This is a genomic window from Streptomyces sp. NPDC007872 (assembly GCF_042868165.1).
Taxonomy (GTDB): Bacteria; Actinomycetota; Actinomycetes; order Streptomycetales; family Streptomycetaceae; genus Streptomyces.
In genome coordinates, this window is record NZ_JBIAEA010000005.1 from 173627 (window position 1) to 189317 (window position 15691).

Genomic DNA, 15691 nt, shown 5'->3' on the forward strand with positions numbered 1-15691 from the left:
TGTAGGATGACTGGGCAACCGGGCAAATGGAGAGGTCGGGACGGCATGGCACTCAAGGCGGCGGGGCGGACCTCGCTGGTGGACTCCGCGGTGGAACAGCTCCGCGGTCAGCTCGCAGGCGGGGAGTGGGCGGTCGGGGACCGCATCCCCACCGAGCACGAGCTCGCGCAGCAGCTCGGGGTGGGCCGCAACACCGTCCGCGAGGCCGTCCGGGTCCTCGTCCACGCCGGGCTCCTGGAGTCCCGTCAGGGCAACGGCACCTTCGTCCGGTCCACGGCGGATCCGGCGGCCGTCCTGCACGGGGTACGGCACGCGGGCGCGGCCGACGTACTCGAACTCCGGGTCGCCCTGGAGGCCGAGGCGGCCCGGCTCGCCGCCGCCCGGCGCGACACCCACGACCTGCTGCGGCTGCGAGCCGCCCTGACCACCCTGCGGGAGGAGGGCGACCGGGACGCCGACGCGGACCTCGCCTTCCACCTGGCGGTCGTCGGCGCGACCCACAACGCGGCCTTCGTGGAGGTCTACCGCTTCTTCTCCGCCCAGGTCCACGAAGTCCTGGTGGAGGCCCTCGGCGACCGGGAGATGCCGCCGGTCGACATCGACGCCCACGAGGCCCTGGTGGCCGCCGTCGAGGCGGGCGATCCGGAGGCGGCGGAACGGCAGGCCCGCGAACTGCTGCGGGTGCCGATGGAGACGGTCACGGCACTGACGGCGCTGACGGAGCGGACCCGATGAGCGCCGGAGCACGTACGTCCGGTACGGGGGCACGTGCGTCAGGTACGGGAGCGGACGCGTCGACGCCCGTGACCGCACCCGGCATCACACCTGTGCCCGGCTCCGCGCCCGTGTCCGGCTCCGCGCCGGACCTCGCGCCCGTGCTGGTCGACGCCGAGGCCGCGGTCCGGTCCTCGGCGGCCGGGGCGGCGGCCCGGCGTGCCCTCCTCGCGCATCCGGCGCTGCTCCTCGTGGGGATCGTGCTGGCCTCGCTCAACATGCGGGCGGCCCTCGCGAGCGTGGCTCCCCTGGTCGGCGAGATATCCGCCGCCTTCGGGCTCTCCGCGACGGCGAGTTCGCTCGTCACCTCGGTGCCGGTGCTCTTCCTCGGCGCGGGCGCGGCGGTGGCACCGTGGCTGGGGCGCCGGTTCGGTGCCGAGCGCGTGCTGTTCGCGGCGCTCCTCCTGCTCGGCGTCGGCGTCCTCGCGCGCGTGCTGCCGTCCGTGTACGCGCTGTACGGCGGCGGGATCCTCGTCGGAACGGCGATCGCCCTGCTCAACGTGCTCATGCCGGGTCTGATCAAGCGTGACTTCCCGGACCGGGCCGCGGCGATGACCTCGGTCTACACGGGGGCGATGATCGCGGGCGCCACGGTGGCCGCGGCGGCGGCCGTGCCCCTGGAGAAGGCCCTGGGCGGTGGCTGGGAGGCTTCCCTCGGCTTCTGGTCGCTGCTCGCCGCGGTGGCGGCGTTCGCCTGGCTGCCCCAGGTCCTGATCGCCCGCGGTCGTACGGGACACGCCGTACGGGCCGTCCCGGCCGGCGGCGCCCGCCCGGTGAACGTCTGGCGCTCGGCGCTCGCCTGGCAGGTCACCCTCTTCATGGGCCTGCAGTCGCTCTGGACCTACGTGCTGATCGCCTGGATGCCGACGATCTTCGTCGACCACGGGATGGACCGCTCCACCGCCGGTGTGGTCTTCGCCTTCAACAACCTGGTACAGGTGGCGGGCGCCTTCGTGGTGCCGCTCCTCGCCGGGCGGATGCGGAGCCAGCGCCCGCTGGTCGTGCTGGTCACCACGCTGGTCGCGGCCGGTTACGCCGGGTTGATGGTGGCACCGGTGGAGGGTGCCTGGCTCTGGTCGGCGCTCCTCGGCGTCGGTCAGGGCGGTGCGGTCGGGCTCGCCCTGACCCTGATCGTGCTGCGCTCGGGGGACGCGGTGATCGCGGCCGGGCTCTCGGGGATGGCCCAGACGGTCGGCTATCTGCTCGCCGCCGCCGGTCCGCTGGCGGCCGGCGCCCTCCACGAGGCCACCGGCTCCTGGACCGCGCCGATCTGCGTGGTCCTCGGCGTCTGCGCGACGGCCCTGGCCGTGGGGATCCTCGCGGCCCGGAACCGCACGGTCTGAGGTCCCGGGCGGGCGTGGCGGGGGAGCCGGGGAACCGGCCGGAGGGGCGGGGCGGCTCCGCAGGGGCCTCCCGGCTCCGGGGGCGACGACCCTCGGAGCCGTATCGCTTCCGTGTCCCTCTCCGTGCCTACTCCTCGCCGGCCAGGGTCAGTCGGCGGAGCTTCTGGCCGGCGAACCAGGTCGCCGCGACCGTGACCGCCACCAGGAGGACCACCGCCGTGGGGAGTCCGACCTCGGAGGTGACCAGGCCGTCACCGGTGACCTTCTCCGCGAGGGCGAGCGCCCACTGCTGGACGCTCAGGGTGCGGGCGCCCGAGATCAGGGAGCCGAAGAGGGTCTCCCACACCAGGGCGTAGACCAGGCCGATCACCACGGCGTGCCGGCTGACCGTGCCGAGCAGCAGGAACAGGGCGCTGTAGGCGATGGAGGCCACGAGCGCCGCCACCGTGTAGGCGACGGCCACCTGCTGGCCGTTGCCGTTGAGGACGAACCCGGCGATCAGCGTCGGCACCGCCGAGAAGACCATCGTCACCGCGATCGCCACGATCAGCTTCGTGAAGATGATCGTGGGCCGCTTCACCGGCTTGGACAGCAGATAGACGATCGAGCCGTCGTCGATCTCGGGGCCGATCGCGCCCGTGCCGGCGATCACGCCGATCAGCGGCACCATCGTGGCCAGGGCGAAGCCGCCGAGGACGTCGGCCGCGACCTGGTCGTCCGCGCCGTTGAACATGCGGACCGCCGCCGCGATGACCAGCAGCAGGGCGGGCAGCAGGAAGAGGATCAGGGCCCTGCGGCGGCCGAGGAGGGCCCGGTAGGTGAGCCGGGCGACTGTGGGGTTGTACATCGGTCGGGCTCCTTTCAGGCCGCTACGAGGTACGAGAAGACCGATTCGAGGGACTCGTCCGAGGGCGAGACCGTCAGCAGACGGATCCCCCGCTCGCGCGCGACCCTGGGCAGCAGTTCCGTGAACCGCCCGAAGTCGACCGCCTGGACGCGCAGTCCGCCGTCCGCGTGGTCGACCTCGATGCCGGCCGTGGACGGGTCGGCGATCAGTGCGGCCGCGAGGGCCCGGTCGTCGCTGGAGCGGACGAGGTAGCGGTGCGGCCGGTCCGTCATCAGTCGGCGGATCTTGCGGAAGTCGCCGGAGGCCGCGTGCCGTCCGGCCACGATCACCTCGATGTGGGAGGCGAGCTGCTCGACCTCCTCCAGGATGTGCGAGGAGAACAGGACCGTGCGGCCGTCCGCGCCCATCCGCCGCAGCAGGTCCATCAACTGCATGCGCTGGCGCGGGTCCATGCCGTTGAACGGCTCGTCGAGCAGGAGCACGGACGGGTCGTGGACGAGGGCCGAGGCCATCTTCACGCGCTGCCGCATGCCCTTGCTGTACGTGGAGACCTTGCGGTCCTGCGCGTACTCCATCTCGACCGTGGCCAGGGCCCGCTGGGCCTCCTTGGCGCCGAGGCCCTGGAGTTCGGCGTTGGCCAGGACGAATTCGCGGCCGGTGAGGAAGTCGTACATCGCCTCCCGCTCGGGCACGACGCCGATGTCGCGGTAGACAGACTCGTTCCCCCAGATCGTCCGCCCGTCGAGGGTGACGGTGCCGGTGGAGGGGTCGAGGAAGCCGCCCATCATGTTGATCAGGGTGGACTTCCCGGCGCCGTTGGGGCCGAGGAGGCCCGTGACGCCGGGGCCCACCGCCATCGTGACGTCGTTGACGGCCACGACGTTTCCGAACCAGCGGGAGACGTGGTCGATGTGGAGCGTGGTCACAGCCCGACCTTTCGGTAGCGGCGCATCAGGATGCCGTACGAGCCGGCGATCAGCGCGAGGACGACCAGGAGGTAGACCACGCCGACTCCGGCGCCCGGGCCTCCGAGCTCGGGGAACATGGGCGGTGCGCCCAGGAAGGCGGTCTGCACGCCGTCGATGAGGGTGATGGGCGAGAACAGGCCGAGCCATTCGATGGCGCCCTGGTTCTCCGTGGCGTAGGCGATGCCCATGAGCGTCGAGACCGCGCCGTACGAGATGGTCAGGACGGCGATGACGGCGGCGACGCCGAAGCCGCGGCGCGGGGTGAGGGCCGCCATGACGAGGCCGATCCCGCCGAAGAGCAGCGAGAGCAGCGCCACGGAGACGAGCCCCTGGCCGAACATCCTGGTCTGCTCGGCGAAGTCCATCTTGGCGAGCATCGAGCCGACCCACATGATCAGGAGCGGGACGGCCGTGAGGATGAAGAGGGCCGACGCCATCGCGCCGTACTTGGCGAGGACGTAGTCCGCACGCTCGATCGGGCGGGAGAAGTACAGCGGCACGGTCCTGAACCGCAGGTCGCGGGAGACGGACTGGGGCGCCTGGGAGGCCAGGTAGATGCCGATGACGACCTGGAGGAAGATCGCGTACTGCGTGTACTCGATCGAGAGCCTGGACTGCTTGGTGGCGACCGCGACGGCGACGATGATCAGCGCCGGGACGCACATCACGCCGGCGAGCAGCATCGGCAGCACCTTGGACTTGGCGCTGCGGCCCAGTCCGTACGCGCCGCGCAGGGACTGCGAGAAGAGCGACCGGCGCGCGTACGCCCGGCCGAGGCGCGGGCCGTCGTAGGACCGGTACCCGATGTTGTGGATCCGGGTCGTGTCGGGAGCGGCCTGGGAGGGCTGGGGGATCTGGGTGCTCATCGGGCCGGCACCTCCTCGTGCGGCGTGGACGCCTCGGCGGCCTTCGGACGGAAGACCTCGGCGATGTGGTGGCGGCGCTGCTCCATGCGGACCAGGCCGAGGCCGAGACCGGCGACGGTGTCGCGCACGAGGTCGTACGTCTCCTCCCCGGCGGCCTCCAGGAGCAGGATGTGGCCGGCGCCGGGCAGGCCCTCCTCCACGCCCGGGTGGAGGGTGACGCCGGCGGTGGTGAGGGCCGTGCGGAGGGCCGCCGTGCCGTCGGGGTGCTCGTCGGAGTCGGTGACCTCGACCGCGAGGGTCGTGGTGGTCCGGGTGAAGTCGCTGGTGGAGCTGGAGCGCAGGAGGCGTCCGCCGTCGATGACGACGACGTGGTCGCAGGTGCGCTCCAGCTCGCCGAGGAGGTGGGAGGTGACGAGGACGGAGATGCCGAAGTCGGTCCAGACCCGGCGGATCAGTCCGAGCATCTCGTCCCGGCCGACCGGGTCGAGGCCGTTGGTCGGCTCGTCGAGGAGGACCAGCTTCGGGTCGTGGACCAGCGCCTGGGCGAGCTTCACCCGCTGCTTCATGCCGGTCGAGTACCCGCCGATGGGGCGGTAGCGCTCCTCGTACAGGCCGACGTGGCGCAGGGTGTCGGCCGTCCGCTCGCGGGCGGCGGCCGGGGGCAGCCCGGACATGCGCGCCATGTGGACGACGAACTCGGTGGCCGAGACGTCCGGGGGGAGGCAGTCGTGCTCGGGCATGTATCCCACGCGCTCGCGGATCTGGGCGCCGGAGGTGCGGACGTCGAGGCCCAGGACCTCCGCGCGGCCCTCCGTGGCGGGGGAGAGTCCGAGCAGGATCTTGATCATCGTGGACTTGCCGGCTCCGTTGGCACCCACCAGTCCGGTCACACCGGGCCCGATGTCCAGGGAGAGCCGGTCGAGAGCGGTCACCCGGGGGAACCGCATGCTGAGGCTTTCGGTCGCGATCACAGTCACGCTTCGAAGGTAGTGGTGTGCGCCACACGTGTCGTCAGACCAACGGCTCGACCTCTGTCCGACTACAGGAGTACAAGCCCGTGGGGACGGAACGACGAAAGTCGTCACCTTCCGACCGTCCGACACACCTCCGGGGGGCTTCCGGCGAACTCGCGGTCGAGTTTTCCACAGGCCGTCGTCCGACCCCTTGACTCAGCCGCCGAGCATTGTCACATTCATCGATGTCAAGTTACGAACGCGTAGCGCAGCCGGGCGCTCACAGGGGACGGCGGGTGGCATGGCAACGGCAGTGGCAGGTGAACTCTCCGCGGAGCTGCGGGGATTCAGGGAGGTGCAGCGGCTCTCCTATGCGTGCGCGGAAGCCGTCGCGGCGCAGCTCAAGCCGGGCGTGACCGAGCGCGAGGCCGCCCGGATGCAGCGGGAGTGGCTGTACGAGCGGGGCGTCCGCGACTGGTTCCACCGGCCGTTCGCCTGGTTCGGGGACCGCACGGCCTTCGTGGACTTCAAGGTGCCGCTCCAGTTCTTCCCCACCGACCGGCGCCTGGAGGCGGGGATGCCGTTCATCCTCGACATGGCCCCGGTCCACAAGGGGCACACGGCCGACATCGGCTACAGCGGCTGCCTGGGCCTCAACCCCCTGCACGACAGACTGCTCGCCGACCTCGCGGCCCACCGCGAGCTGATCCTGCGCGAGGTGCGCGAGCGCCGTACGCTGCGCGAGATATACGAGGACGTGGACCGGCTCATGGTCCGCCAGGGGTACGCGAACCGGCACCGGGCCTACCCCTTCGGCGTCATCGCCCACAAGATCGACCGGGTGCGGGAGCGCCGCTGGTCGCCGACGCTCTTCGGCTTCGGCACCCAGGCGCTCAAGGGCCTGGCGAGCGACGCCCTGCACGGGCACCGGGACGGCTGGTCGCCGCTCTGGTCGCCGTACAAGTTCTCCGACCACCCGCCCACACCCGGGCTGTGGGCGGTCGAGCCGCACCTCGGATTCCGGGGTACGGGCGCGAAGTTCGAGGAGATCCTGGTCGTCACCGACTCCCGGGACCCCGAGCAGAGCGCGTTCTGGCTGGACGACGATCTGCCGCACGTGCGGCGCTGGAACGAGGGAGCGGTCTGATGACGGAGCTCAAGGGGGCCCGGGAACGCCGGGTCCGTACGGGCGGGATCGAGCTGTGCGTCGCCGAGCTCGGCGAGACGGGCCGGCCGACCGTCCTGCTCGTGCACGGCTACCCGGACTCCAAGGAGGTGTGGTCGGAGGTCGCGGTCCGGCTGGCCGAGGAGTTCCACGTGGTGCTGTACGACGTCCGGGGCCACGGCCGGTCGACGGCGCCGGCTCCGCTGCGCGGCGGCTTCACCCTGGAGAAGCTGACGGACGACTTCCTCGCGGTCGCCGACGCCGTCAGCCCGGACCGGCCGGTCCACCTCGTCGGCCACGACTGGGGTTCGGTGCAGGGGTGGGAGTTCGCCACCGTGCCGCGCACCGAGGGCCGGATCGCCTCCTTCACCTCGATGTCGGGGCCCTCCCTCGACCACTTCGGGCACTGGATCAAGCGGCGGATGTCCCGCCCCACCCCGCGCCGGATCGGCCAGCTCCTCGGCCAGGGCGCCAAGTCCTGGTACGTGTACATGCTGCACACCCCCGTGCTGCCGGAGCTGGCCTGGCGCGGTCCGCTCGGCAAGCGCTGGCCGGGGATCCTGGAACGGGTGGAGAAGGTCCCGGCCGGCGACTACCCGACGTCCTCGCTGCCGAACGACGCGGCGCACGGCGCCTGGCTCTACCGGGACAACGTCCGCGCCCGGCTCTCCCGGCCGCGCCCCGACGCGTACGCGCACGTGCCGGTGCAGTTGATCGTGCCGACCGGAGACGTCTTCCTCTCCGACCGGCTCTACGACGACCTGGGCACCTGGGTGCCGGAGCTGACCCGGCGCACCCTGCCCGCCAAGCACTGGGTGCCGCGCACCCGGTCGGACCAGTTGTCCTCCTGGATCGCCGAGTTCGTCAGGACCCACGAGGAGCCGGCGGCCGGGGCGCCGAGGACGGTCGCGTCGACGGCGGCGAAGAACGGGGTGCGGCCGGAGTACACGGAGCGGTTCGGCGGCCAGCTCGTCCTGGTGACCGGGGCGGCCAGCGGCATCGGACGGGCCACCGCCTTCGCGTTCGCGGAGGCCGGCGCACGGGTCGTGGCCGTGGACCGGGACGCCGACGGGGCGGCCCGTACGGCGGAGATGGCGCGGCTGATCGGCGCCCCGGAGGCCTGGGGCGAGGCCGTCGACGTCTCCGACGAGCAGGCGGTGGAGAAGCTGGCCGCCAAGGTGGAGGACGAGTACGGGGTCGTCGACGTCCTGGTCAACAACGCGGGCATCGGGCTCGCCGGTTCCTTCTTCGAGACGTCGAGCGAGGAATGGGGGCGGGTCCTGGACGTCAACCTGTGGGGCGTGATCCACGGGTGCCGGCACTTCGGGGCGCGGATGGTCGCGCGGGGCCAGGGCGGCCACATCGTGAACACCGCGTCGGCCGCGGCCTTCCAGCCCTCCCGGGCCCTGCCCGCGTACAGCACGTCGAAGGCGGCGGTGCTGATGCTCAGCGAGTGCCTGCGCGCCGAACTGGCCGAGCAGGGCATCGGGGTGTCCGCGATATGCCCCGGCATCGTCAACACCAACATCACGGCGACCACGCGGTTCGCGGGGGTGTCGGACGCGGCGGAGGAGAAGCGGCGGCAGAAGAAGGCGTCCCGGCTGTACGGACTGCGGAACTATCCGCCGGAGAAGGTCGCGGACGCGATCCTGGGGGCCGTCCTGCACGACCGGGCCGTCGTGCCGGTGACCCCCGAGGCCCGGGGCGCCCGCTTCCTGTCCCGGCTGAGCCCGGGCACGCTGCGGGCCCTCGCGCGGTGGCAGCCGCCGGCGTAGGGAGCCGTGGCCGGGGGCCGGTCGACCTGAACGAGGGGCCCCTGGCGAGGGCGAGCGCGGTCGGGGACGGGTGCGGTGGTCGTACGATCCCTCGCAGGACGGGCCCCGCGGCTGCGGGGTGGTGGAAGCGGTCGGTGGGAGCGGGTTTGTCCGAGCAGTCAGCACAGCCGGAGTACCGGATCGAGGACCTCGCCCACCTCAGCGGGGCCACGGTCCGGACGATCCGCGCCTACCAGGACCGCGGTCTGCTGCCCCGTCCCGAGCGGCGGGGCAGGGCGAACGTCTACGGGGACGCGCACCTCGCGCGGCTCCGGCGGATCGCCGACCTCCTCGACCGGGGCTACACCCTGGCCTCGATCAAGGAGCTCCTGGAGGCGTGGGACACCGGCCGGGGGCTCGGCGGGGTGCTCGGCCTGGTCGCGGAGGTCCACGGACCGTGGACGGACGAGGAGGCGGCCCGGATATCGCGCGCCGAGCTGGACGCCCGCTTCGGCGGCACACCGGACGAGGAGGCCATCCGGGAGGCCGTGGAGCTGGGCGTGCTGGAGCGGATCCCGGACCGGGAGGCGGAGGAGTACCTCGTACCGAGTCCCCAGGAGCTGGCGGTGGCGGCCGAGCTGTACGCGGCCGGGGTGCCGCTGCCGGCGATCACCGGGCACCTGAAGGAGTTGCGGGGGCAGGTCGAGCACATCGCCTCCCGTTTCCTGGAGTTCACGACCGAGTACGTCTTCGGCCGGTATCTGGAGCACCGGCCGCCGACGGACGCGGACGCGGCCGAGGCGGCGGAGATGGTGCGGCGGCTCAGACCGCTCGCCCAGCAGACGGTGGACGCCGAACTGGCGCGTGCCATGCGCCTCTTCGCCACCCGGCACCTCCAGAGCCACCTGTCGCCGGACGCGCCGGCCGCACAGGACGACGAGCCGCGGCCGGTGGTGCTGCCCGCCGGGACGGTCCGGGCCGTGCAGGGTCTGGTCGGGGCGGAAGGAGTCGCGGCCTTCGTCACGGCGGCCACGGAACGGGAGCTCCACAAGCGGACGTTGGACGCCCTCTCCGCTGGACACCACAGAGAGACATAGGGGATCAAATCGCCCCATTACCCTTAATGAGCAGCGCTGTTGTCCACAGAAAGGCCAACTTCCCTGTGGATAAGTCGGCTTGCCTGTGGATCAAACCTGTCCGACGAAGAATCCCGGAAATCATTGGCCGAGGCGCTCCCGGCTCCGGCATTCTGACGCGATGACCCCACGGCAACCCATGGACGAACGCCGCACGGTGAAGGTCTCCAAGTACCTCTCCAAGCACCTGCGGCACCAGCCCGAGCGCATCGGGCTCGTCCTCGACGCACAGGGCTGGACCGAGATCGACGCCCTGCTCCGGGCCGCCGCCGAGCACCATTTCCCGATCACCCGCGAAGAGCTCGACCACGTCGTCGCGACCAACGACAAGAAGCGCTTCGCGATCGAGGGGACCCGCATCCGCGCCAGCCAGGGCCACACCGTGCGGGTGGACCTGGACCTGCCGGCCGCCGAACCGCCCGCGTACCTCTACCACGGCACGATCGCGGACCGGCTTCCCGCGATCCGGGCGGAGGGACTGCGGCCCATGGCCCGCCATCACGTGCACCTCTCCCCCGACCGGGAGACCGCGACCCGGGTCGGCGCCCGCCGGGGCCGGCCGGTCGTCCTGAGCGTCGACGCCGGCGCCATGCACCGGGCCGGGCACGTCTTCCACGTCAGCGCCAACGGGGTCTGGCTGACCGACACCGTCCCGCCCGAGTTCCTCCGCCTCCCGTCCTGACCCCGCGGACAAAGTGAGGCGCCGGGGCCACCGGGACCGACGAAAACCCCGCGTGCCGGGCGAATCCGTCGGCGGACCCGGGGAACACTGGCCGGATGGGAGAGATCCGGGTCGGAACCTGCTCGTGGACGGACAAGGCGCTGGTCTCCAGCGGCTGGTACCCGAAGGGGCAGCGGGACGCGGAGGGCAGACTGCGGTACTACGCCACGCGGTTCCCGGTGGTGGAGGTGGACTCCACGTACTACGGGCTGCCCAGCACCCGCAACAGCCTGCTGTGGGCCGAGCGCACCCCCGAGGGGTTCCGCTTCGACGTGAAGGCGTTCTCGCTGCTCACCGGCCACCCGACCCGTCCGGAGGCACTGCCCGCCGACCTCCGCCCGGCCTTCGCGCGGCAGCGGGGGCGGGACGGCATCGACCCCGGACTGCTCGACGAGGTGTGGGACCGGTACAGCGCGGCCCTCGAACCGCTGCGGGAGGCCGGCCGGCTGGGGACGCTGCTGTTCCAGTTCCCGCACCGGCTCGTGCCGGGAGGGCCGGCGGTGGAGTTCCTGCGCCGGTGCCGAGAGCGCGCCGCGGGATGGCCGGTGGCCGTGGAGTTCCGCAATCCCGGCTGGTGGCACGAGGAGCACGCCGACGCGACGGCCGCCCTCCTGACGGAGCTGGACGCGGCCGCCGTGGCCGTGGACATGACGCAGACCCTCTCCACGTCCGTGCCGCCGGTCGCCCGGGTCTCCTCTCCGGACCTCGCCCTGGTGCGCTTCCACGGCCGCAACACCGCCTGGGGCACCGGAACCAAGGAGGAGAGGTTCCGCCACGACTACACCCCCGAGGAGCTCTCGGAGTGGGTCCCGCGCATCCGGGCGATGGCCGAGCGGGCGCGGGAGGTCCACGTCCTCTTCAACAACTGCTGCGGCGACGCGGCCGTCCGCGCGGCGGAGTCGGCGCAGCGGCTGCTCGGCCTCTCGTAGGGTCGTCCCCATGCGACTGAGCACTGTGATCCTGCCGATCGACCGCTGGCACGAGGAGGGCCGCCGGAAGTGGCGGCACGCCGAGGAGCTGGGCTTCCACACCGCGTACACCTACGACCACCTGTCCTGGCGCGCCTTCCGGGACGGCCCCTGGTTCGGCGCGGTGCCCACGCTCACCGCCGCCGCGGCGGTCACCGACCGGCTCCGCCTCGGCACCCTCGTCACCTCGCCGAACTTCCGGCACCCGGTGACGCTCGCCAAGGACCTGATCACGCTGGACGACGTCTCCGGCGGCCGGATCACCCTCGGCATCGGCGCGGGCGGCAACGGCTTCGACGCCACCGCGCTCGGTCAGGAGGCCTGGACGCCCAAGGAGCGGGCGGACCGGTTCGGGGAGTTCGTGGCGCTGCTCGACCGGCTGCTCACCGAGGACGCGGTGACGGAGCGGGGCACGTTCTACGCGGCGGACGAGGCGCGGAACGTCCCCGGCTGTGTCCAGCGCCCCCGGCTGCCGTTCGCGGTGGCGGCGACCGGCCCGCGCGGAATGCGGCTGGCCGCGCGGTACGGGCAGGCGTGGGTGACGACCGGCGACCCGAAGCTGTACGAGGAGGGGACCCCGGAGCAGTCGGTGGCGGCGCTGCGCGGCCAGATCGAGCGGCTCGGCAGGGCGTGCGCCGAGGCCGGCCGGGAGGTGGCCGACCTGGACAAGATCCTGCTCACCGGCTTCACCCCGGACCGGACGCGTCCGCTGGAGTCCGTGGACGCCTTCGTCGACTTCGCCGGGCGCCACCGCGACCTCGGCTTCACCGAGATCGTGATCCACTGGCCGATTCCGGACTCCGACTTCGCGGCCGACCAGGCCGTCTTCGAAGCCATCGCCACGGAGGCCCTCGCCCAGCTCGGCTGACGCGCTACCGTTCTACGCCCGACGCACGACCGTTCCACGCGTAACGCGCGACCGTTCCACGCACGATGCCCGACACCACGTGCCCGACGTACGGCGCCACGCGCCCGACGCACGGTGCACGCGCCCGGCGGTCGTCCGGTCAGGGCGCCTGCCGGACGTGTCTCCGTCTCTGCGCCGGCAGGGTCGGTGCGTCGGCCCGGGTCAGCGCCCCGGCCAGGCCCGCCAGGACGTCGCCCACCAGGACCGGCTCGCGCGCGGGCCGGTCCGTCCCGGTCCGCTCGCACTCGGGGCAGAGGGCCATCCCCAGACTCGCGACCCACGTCCCGTAACGAGCACCGCAGAAATCGCACTCCGCGCTCCGTCGGCCCGTGACCATGCCCCGCCCCCTCCGAGACGCCGTCAGCTCCTCGCGAAGTCTTCCCCGCCCCCGGGAAAACGAACGGATGTTTACGGCCATGTCCGAACGCGCCGGACACGGCACGACGACCCGGCTCCGGCCGGGAGCACGGCGGGGGCATCGGCTTCCGCGATCGGCGCGAATCAGCCCCTCCCTCCCCTTTTCCTCCACTCATATGTGCAGCTCCTCGCACGCCCGTGCGCGAGGTGCGGAAGAATGGGGCGGTGACCTCTCCCCGTTCTCCGCGGTCCCCGCGGTCCCCACGTCCTTCCGTCCCGGCGCCCCGGCTGATCGCCACCGATCTCGACGGCACGCTGCTCCGCGACGACAAGACCGTCTCCGAGCGCACGGTCGCCGCTCTCGCCGCGGCCGAGCGGGCCGGGATCGAGGTCTTCTTCGTCACCGGCCGGCCCGCCCGCTGGATGGACGTCGTCAGCGCGCACGTCCACGGTCACGGCATGGCCATCTGCGCCAACGGCGCCGCCGTCGTCGACCTGCACGCCGGGGGCGCCTTCCTGGAGGTCCGCCCGCTGGAGCGGACGGTCGCCCTGGACGTCGTCGAGGCCCTGCGCGCCGCCGCCCCCGGGACCTCCTTCGCGGTCGAGCTCACCACCGGCATCCACTACGAGCCGCACTACCCGCCCTTCTTCCTCGACCCCGGGGCCACCGTCGCCACCGCCGAGAAGCTCCTCTTCGAGGAGGAGGCCGGTGCGGCGGCCCCCGTGCTCAAGCTGCTCGCCCAGCACCCGGAGCTCGACCCCGACGTGTTCCTCGCGGTGGCCAGGGAGGCCGCGGGCGACCGGGCCGCCTTCACCCGGTCGAGCCCCACCGCCCTCATCGAGATCAGCGGGTTCGGCGTCTCCAAGGCCTCCACGCTCGCCCTGTGCTGCGCCGAGCGCGGCATCACGGCCGAGGAGGTCGTCGCCTTCGGCGACATGCCGAACGACATCGAGATGCTCACCTGGGCGGGCCGCTCGTACGCGATGGGCAACGCCCACCCGGACGTGATCACCGCCGCCTCGGGCCGTACGACCGGCAACAACGAGGACGGCGTGGCCGTCGTCATCGAGCAGCTCGTCGCCGAGGCGCTCGCCGGAACCACGGGTCCGCGCTAGCCGCGACGGGCAGACATGGGCCGCAACGGGCCCGCGCCAGGCACAACAGGTCCACGCCAGCCGTGAGGGGTCCCCGCCAGGCGCACGAGCAGGCGCTAGAGCGGCGCCTCCCACACCACCGTCGTCCCCCCGCCGTCCTCCCCGATGCCCGGCCCGCACCAGCTCGCGCCGCCCAGGGACTCCGCCCGGCGCGCCAGGTTGCGCAGGCCGCTGCGCCGCCCGCCCGCCGGGATGCCGACCCCGTCGTCGGCGACCGTCAGGCGTACCCCGGCGGAGCCGTCGGGCAGGGTGGCGCCGGCGTCGACGACCACCTCGATCCGGCTCGCGTCGGCGTGCCGGAACGCGTTGGAGAGCGCCTCGCGCAGGGCCGCGACGAGGTTCTTGCCGGTGAGCTCGCCGACCGTCGAGTCGATCGCGCCGAGGAAGCGGTGCGCGGGCTTGAAGCCGAGCGGCACGGCCGCCATGTTGATCTCCCGCAGGACGCGGGTGCGCAGCCCCGACGGGGCCTCGGCGGGCCCCTGCTGGAGCGCGAAGATCGCCGTGCGGATCTCCTGGATGGTCACGTCCAGCTCGTCCACGGCCTTGCCCACGCCCTCGCGCACGGCCGGCACGATCGACCTGCGCTGGGCGCTCTCCAGCATCATGCCGGTGGCGAAGAGTCGCTGGATGACGAGATCGTGCAGGTCACGGGCGATCCGGTCGCGGTCCTCGTACACGGCGAGGCGCTCCCGGTCCCGCTGCGCCTCGGCCATCATCAGGGCGAGCGCCGCCTGCGAGGCGAACTGGGTGGCGAGCGTCCGCTCCGTCTCCGTGAACGGCCGGCCGTCCCGTACGCGCGGCATGGCGAGCGCCCCGAGCACCCGTCCGCCGCTCTGCAGCGGAAGGATCATGCTCGGCCCGTACATCGAGGTCATCGGGCTGGTCATGCGCGGGTCCGAGGAGGCGTCCGCGACGAAGACCGCCTCGCCCTCGAAGAGCTGCTCCACCACGTCGCTCTCGGGCGGGACGACCACGCCCAGCCACTTCGTGGACCGGGGCGAGGAGACGGCGACGACCTCCAGGCCGCCCTCCTCGGCGGGGAGCAGCACGATGCCGGCGTCCGCGTCGGCGAGCCGGCGGGCCTGTTCGGCGACGACCGTGAGGGCGTCGTCGGCGTCGCCGCCCGAGAGCAGGGCGGTGGTGACGGCGACCGAGCCGTCGATCCACCGTTCGCGCTGGCGGGCGGCCTCGTACAGGCGGGCGTTGCCGATGGCGATGCCCGCCTCGGTGGCGAGCACCCGGACCATGTGCACGTCGTAGTCGTTGAACTCGTCCGCGCCGCGCTTCTCCGCGAGGTACAGGTTGCCGAAGATCTCGCCCTGGACCCGGATGGGGACGCCGAGGAAGGACCGCATCGGCGGGTGCCCGGCCGGGAAGCCCGCCGCGCGCGGATCCTTCGAGAGGTCGGCCAGGCGGATGGTCTGCGGGTCGCGGATCAGTGCGCCGAGCAGCCCCGCGCGGCCGTCGGGGCGGCGGCCGATCCGGCGGGCCGTGGCCTCGTCGACGCCGAAGGTGACGAAGTCGGAGAGGCCGTCGCCGTCGTCGTCGACGACGCCGATCGCCGCGTACCGGGCGTCGGCGAGTTCGGCGGCGGTCTCGCAGATGCGGTCGAGGGTGGAGTGGAGTTCGAGCCCGGTGCCGACCGAGCGCATGGCCTCCAGGAGCTGCGGCACGCGGGCGGTGAGCTCCGTGGACAGCCCCTGGAGGCTGTGAGTGACCCGGGTGGCGGCTTCCAGGGGGTCCGGGGCGTCGGACTCGGCGGCGGTCATGGCTTGAG

Annotated in this window: 15 protein-coding genes; 9 read left to right on the forward strand and 6 right to left on the reverse strand. The window is 72.7% G+C overall.

Annotated elements, in window-relative coordinates:
- Positions 1-45 precede the first annotated feature (45 nt).
- Both ACFYNX_RS19400 and ACFYNX_RS19405 read left to right on the forward strand, forming a co-directional pair.
- Complete coding sequence (locus ACFYNX_RS19400; RefSeq protein ID WP_388662789.1) at positions 46-735, forward strand: FadR/GntR family transcriptional regulator; 690 nt, start codon at positions 46-48, stop codon at positions 733-735.
- A 110-nt stretch (positions 736-845) separates the two neighbouring features.
- Positions 846-2117, forward strand: coding sequence for a CynX/NimT family MFS transporter (locus ACFYNX_RS19405; protein ID WP_388663394.1), 1272 nt, complete (start codon positions 846-848; stop codon positions 2115-2117).
- A gap of 127 nt (positions 2118-2244) precedes the next feature.
- On the opposite strand, the gene ACFYNX_RS19410 is transcribed toward ACFYNX_RS19405, so the two are convergent.
- Genes ACFYNX_RS19410 through ACFYNX_RS19425 form a run of 4 tightly spaced genes read right to left on the reverse strand, consistent with a single transcriptional unit; the run spans position 2245 to position 5769 of the window.
- Entirely contained in the window at positions 2245-2964 is a 720-nt protein-coding gene (locus ACFYNX_RS19410; RefSeq protein WP_125660657.1) for an ABC transporter permease, read from the reverse strand.
- Positions 2965-2978: 14 nt separating this feature from the next.
- Positions 2979-3890 carry an ABC transporter ATP-binding protein gene (locus ACFYNX_RS19415; RefSeq protein ID WP_365544659.1) on the reverse strand — a complete coding sequence of 304 codons (912 nt, stop codon included), beginning with the start codon at positions 3888-3890 and terminating at the stop codon, positions 2979-2981.
- Positions 3887-4798 carry an ABC transporter permease gene (locus ACFYNX_RS19420; protein ID WP_365544661.1) on the reverse strand — a complete coding sequence of 304 codons (912 nt, stop codon included), beginning with the start codon at positions 4796-4798 and terminating at the stop codon, positions 3887-3889. Before ACFYNX_RS19420 ends, ACFYNX_RS19415 begins: the two co-directional genes overlap by 4 nt.
- A complete protein-coding gene (locus ACFYNX_RS19425) occupies positions 4795-5769 on the reverse strand; it encodes an ABC transporter ATP-binding protein (protein WP_388663396.1) in 975 nt (324 codons plus the stop codon). The genes ACFYNX_RS19420 and ACFYNX_RS19425 overlap by 4 nt, the downstream gene beginning before the upstream one ends.
- Positions 5770-6052: 283 nt before the next feature.
- On the opposite strand from ACFYNX_RS19425, the gene ACFYNX_RS19430 reads away from it, so the two are divergent.
- From ACFYNX_RS19430 to ACFYNX_RS19455, 6 genes are all read left to right on the forward strand, one after another.
- Positions 6053-6898 carry a M24 family metallopeptidase gene (locus ACFYNX_RS19430; RefSeq protein ID WP_125660647.1) on the forward strand — a complete coding sequence of 282 codons (846 nt, stop codon included), beginning with the start codon at positions 6053-6055 and terminating at the stop codon, positions 6896-6898.
- A complete protein-coding gene (locus tag ACFYNX_RS19435; protein WP_388662792.1) occupies positions 6898-8691 on the forward strand; it encodes an SDR family oxidoreductase in 1794 nt (597 codons plus the stop codon). The genes ACFYNX_RS19430 and ACFYNX_RS19435 overlap by 1 nt, the downstream gene beginning before the upstream one ends.
- 146 nt (positions 8692-8837) lie before the next feature.
- Positions 8838-9767 carry a MerR family transcriptional regulator gene (locus ACFYNX_RS19440; protein WP_388662794.1) on the forward strand — a complete coding sequence of 310 codons (930 nt, stop codon included), beginning with the start codon at positions 8838-8840 and terminating at the stop codon, positions 9765-9767.
- 178 nt (positions 9768-9945) lie between these two features.
- Entirely contained in the window at positions 9946-10488 is a 543-nt protein-coding gene (locus ACFYNX_RS19445; RefSeq protein WP_388663397.1) for an RNA 2'-phosphotransferase, read from the forward strand.
- Positions 10489-10583: 95 nt separating this feature from the next.
- Complete coding sequence (locus ACFYNX_RS19450; protein WP_388662796.1) at positions 10584-11456, forward strand: DUF72 domain-containing protein; 873 nt, start codon at positions 10584-10586, stop codon at positions 11454-11456.
- 10 nt (positions 11457-11466) lie between these two features.
- Positions 11467-12363, forward strand: coding sequence for an LLM class flavin-dependent oxidoreductase (locus ACFYNX_RS19455; protein ID WP_388662798.1), 897 nt, complete (start codon positions 11467-11469; stop codon positions 12361-12363).
- A 139-nt stretch (positions 12364-12502) separates the two neighbouring features.
- Here the strand turns inward: ACFYNX_RS19455 and ACFYNX_RS19460 are convergent, their stop codons facing one another.
- On the reverse strand, positions 12503-12664 hold the full coding sequence (locus tag ACFYNX_RS19460) for a hypothetical protein (RefSeq protein WP_365544678.1): 162 nt from the start codon (positions 12662-12664) through the stop codon (positions 12503-12505).
- A gap of 320 nt (positions 12665-12984) precedes the next feature.
- Between ACFYNX_RS19460 and ACFYNX_RS19465 the strand changes: the two genes are divergently transcribed.
- The gene (locus ACFYNX_RS19465) at positions 12985-13875 is read left to right on the forward strand and encodes a Cof-type HAD-IIB family hydrolase (RefSeq protein ID WP_365544681.1); all 891 of its coding nucleotides are present in this window, start codon (positions 12985-12987) and stop codon (positions 13873-13875) included.
- Positions 13876-13970: 95 nt separating this feature from the next.
- Here the strand turns inward: ACFYNX_RS19465 and ACFYNX_RS19470 are convergent, their stop codons facing one another.
- Positions 13971-15683, reverse strand: a complete 1713-nt coding sequence (locus ACFYNX_RS19470) for a GAF domain-containing protein (protein ID WP_388662801.1) — start codon at positions 15681-15683, stop codon at positions 13971-13973.
- Positions 15684-15691: the final 8 nt, after the last annotated feature.

What these genes read in the sequence shown, in the direction of transcription:
- ACFYNX_RS19400 (WP_388662789.1), top strand. Translation starts at nt 46, where the DNA reads ATGGCACTCAAGGCGGCGGGGCGGACCTCGCTGGTGGACTCCGCGGTG.
- ACFYNX_RS19410 (WP_125660657.1), bottom strand. Translation starts at nt 2,964, where the DNA reads ATGTACAACCCCACAGTCGCCCGGCTCACCTACCGGGCCCTCCTCGGC.
- ACFYNX_RS19420 (WP_365544661.1), bottom strand. Translation starts at nt 4,798, where the DNA reads ATGAGCACCCAGATCCCCCAGCCCTCCCAGGCCGCTCCCGACACGACC.
- ACFYNX_RS19430 (WP_125660647.1), top strand. Translation starts at nt 6,053, where the DNA reads ATGGCAACGGCAGTGGCAGGTGAACTCTCCGCGGAGCTGCGGGGATTC.
- ACFYNX_RS19435 (WP_388662792.1), top strand. Translation starts at nt 6,898, where the DNA reads ATGACGGAGCTCAAGGGGGCCCGGGAACGCCGGGTCCGTACGGGCGGG.
- ACFYNX_RS19445 (WP_388663397.1), top strand. Translation starts at nt 9,946, where the DNA reads ATGGACGAACGCCGCACGGTGAAGGTCTCCAAGTACCTCTCCAAGCAC.
- ACFYNX_RS19450 (WP_388662796.1), top strand. Translation starts at nt 10,584, where the DNA reads ATGGGAGAGATCCGGGTCGGAACCTGCTCGTGGACGGACAAGGCGCTG.
- ACFYNX_RS19455 (WP_388662798.1), top strand. Translation starts at nt 11,467, where the DNA reads ATGCGACTGAGCACTGTGATCCTGCCGATCGACCGCTGGCACGAGGAG.
- ACFYNX_RS19460 (WP_365544678.1), bottom strand. Translation starts at nt 12,664, where the DNA reads ATGGCCCTCTGCCCCGAGTGCGAGCGGACCGGGACGGACCGGCCCGCG.
- ACFYNX_RS19470 (WP_388662801.1), bottom strand. Translation starts at nt 15,683, where the DNA reads ATGACCGCCGCCGAGTCCGACGCCCCGGACCCCCTGGAAGCCGCCACC.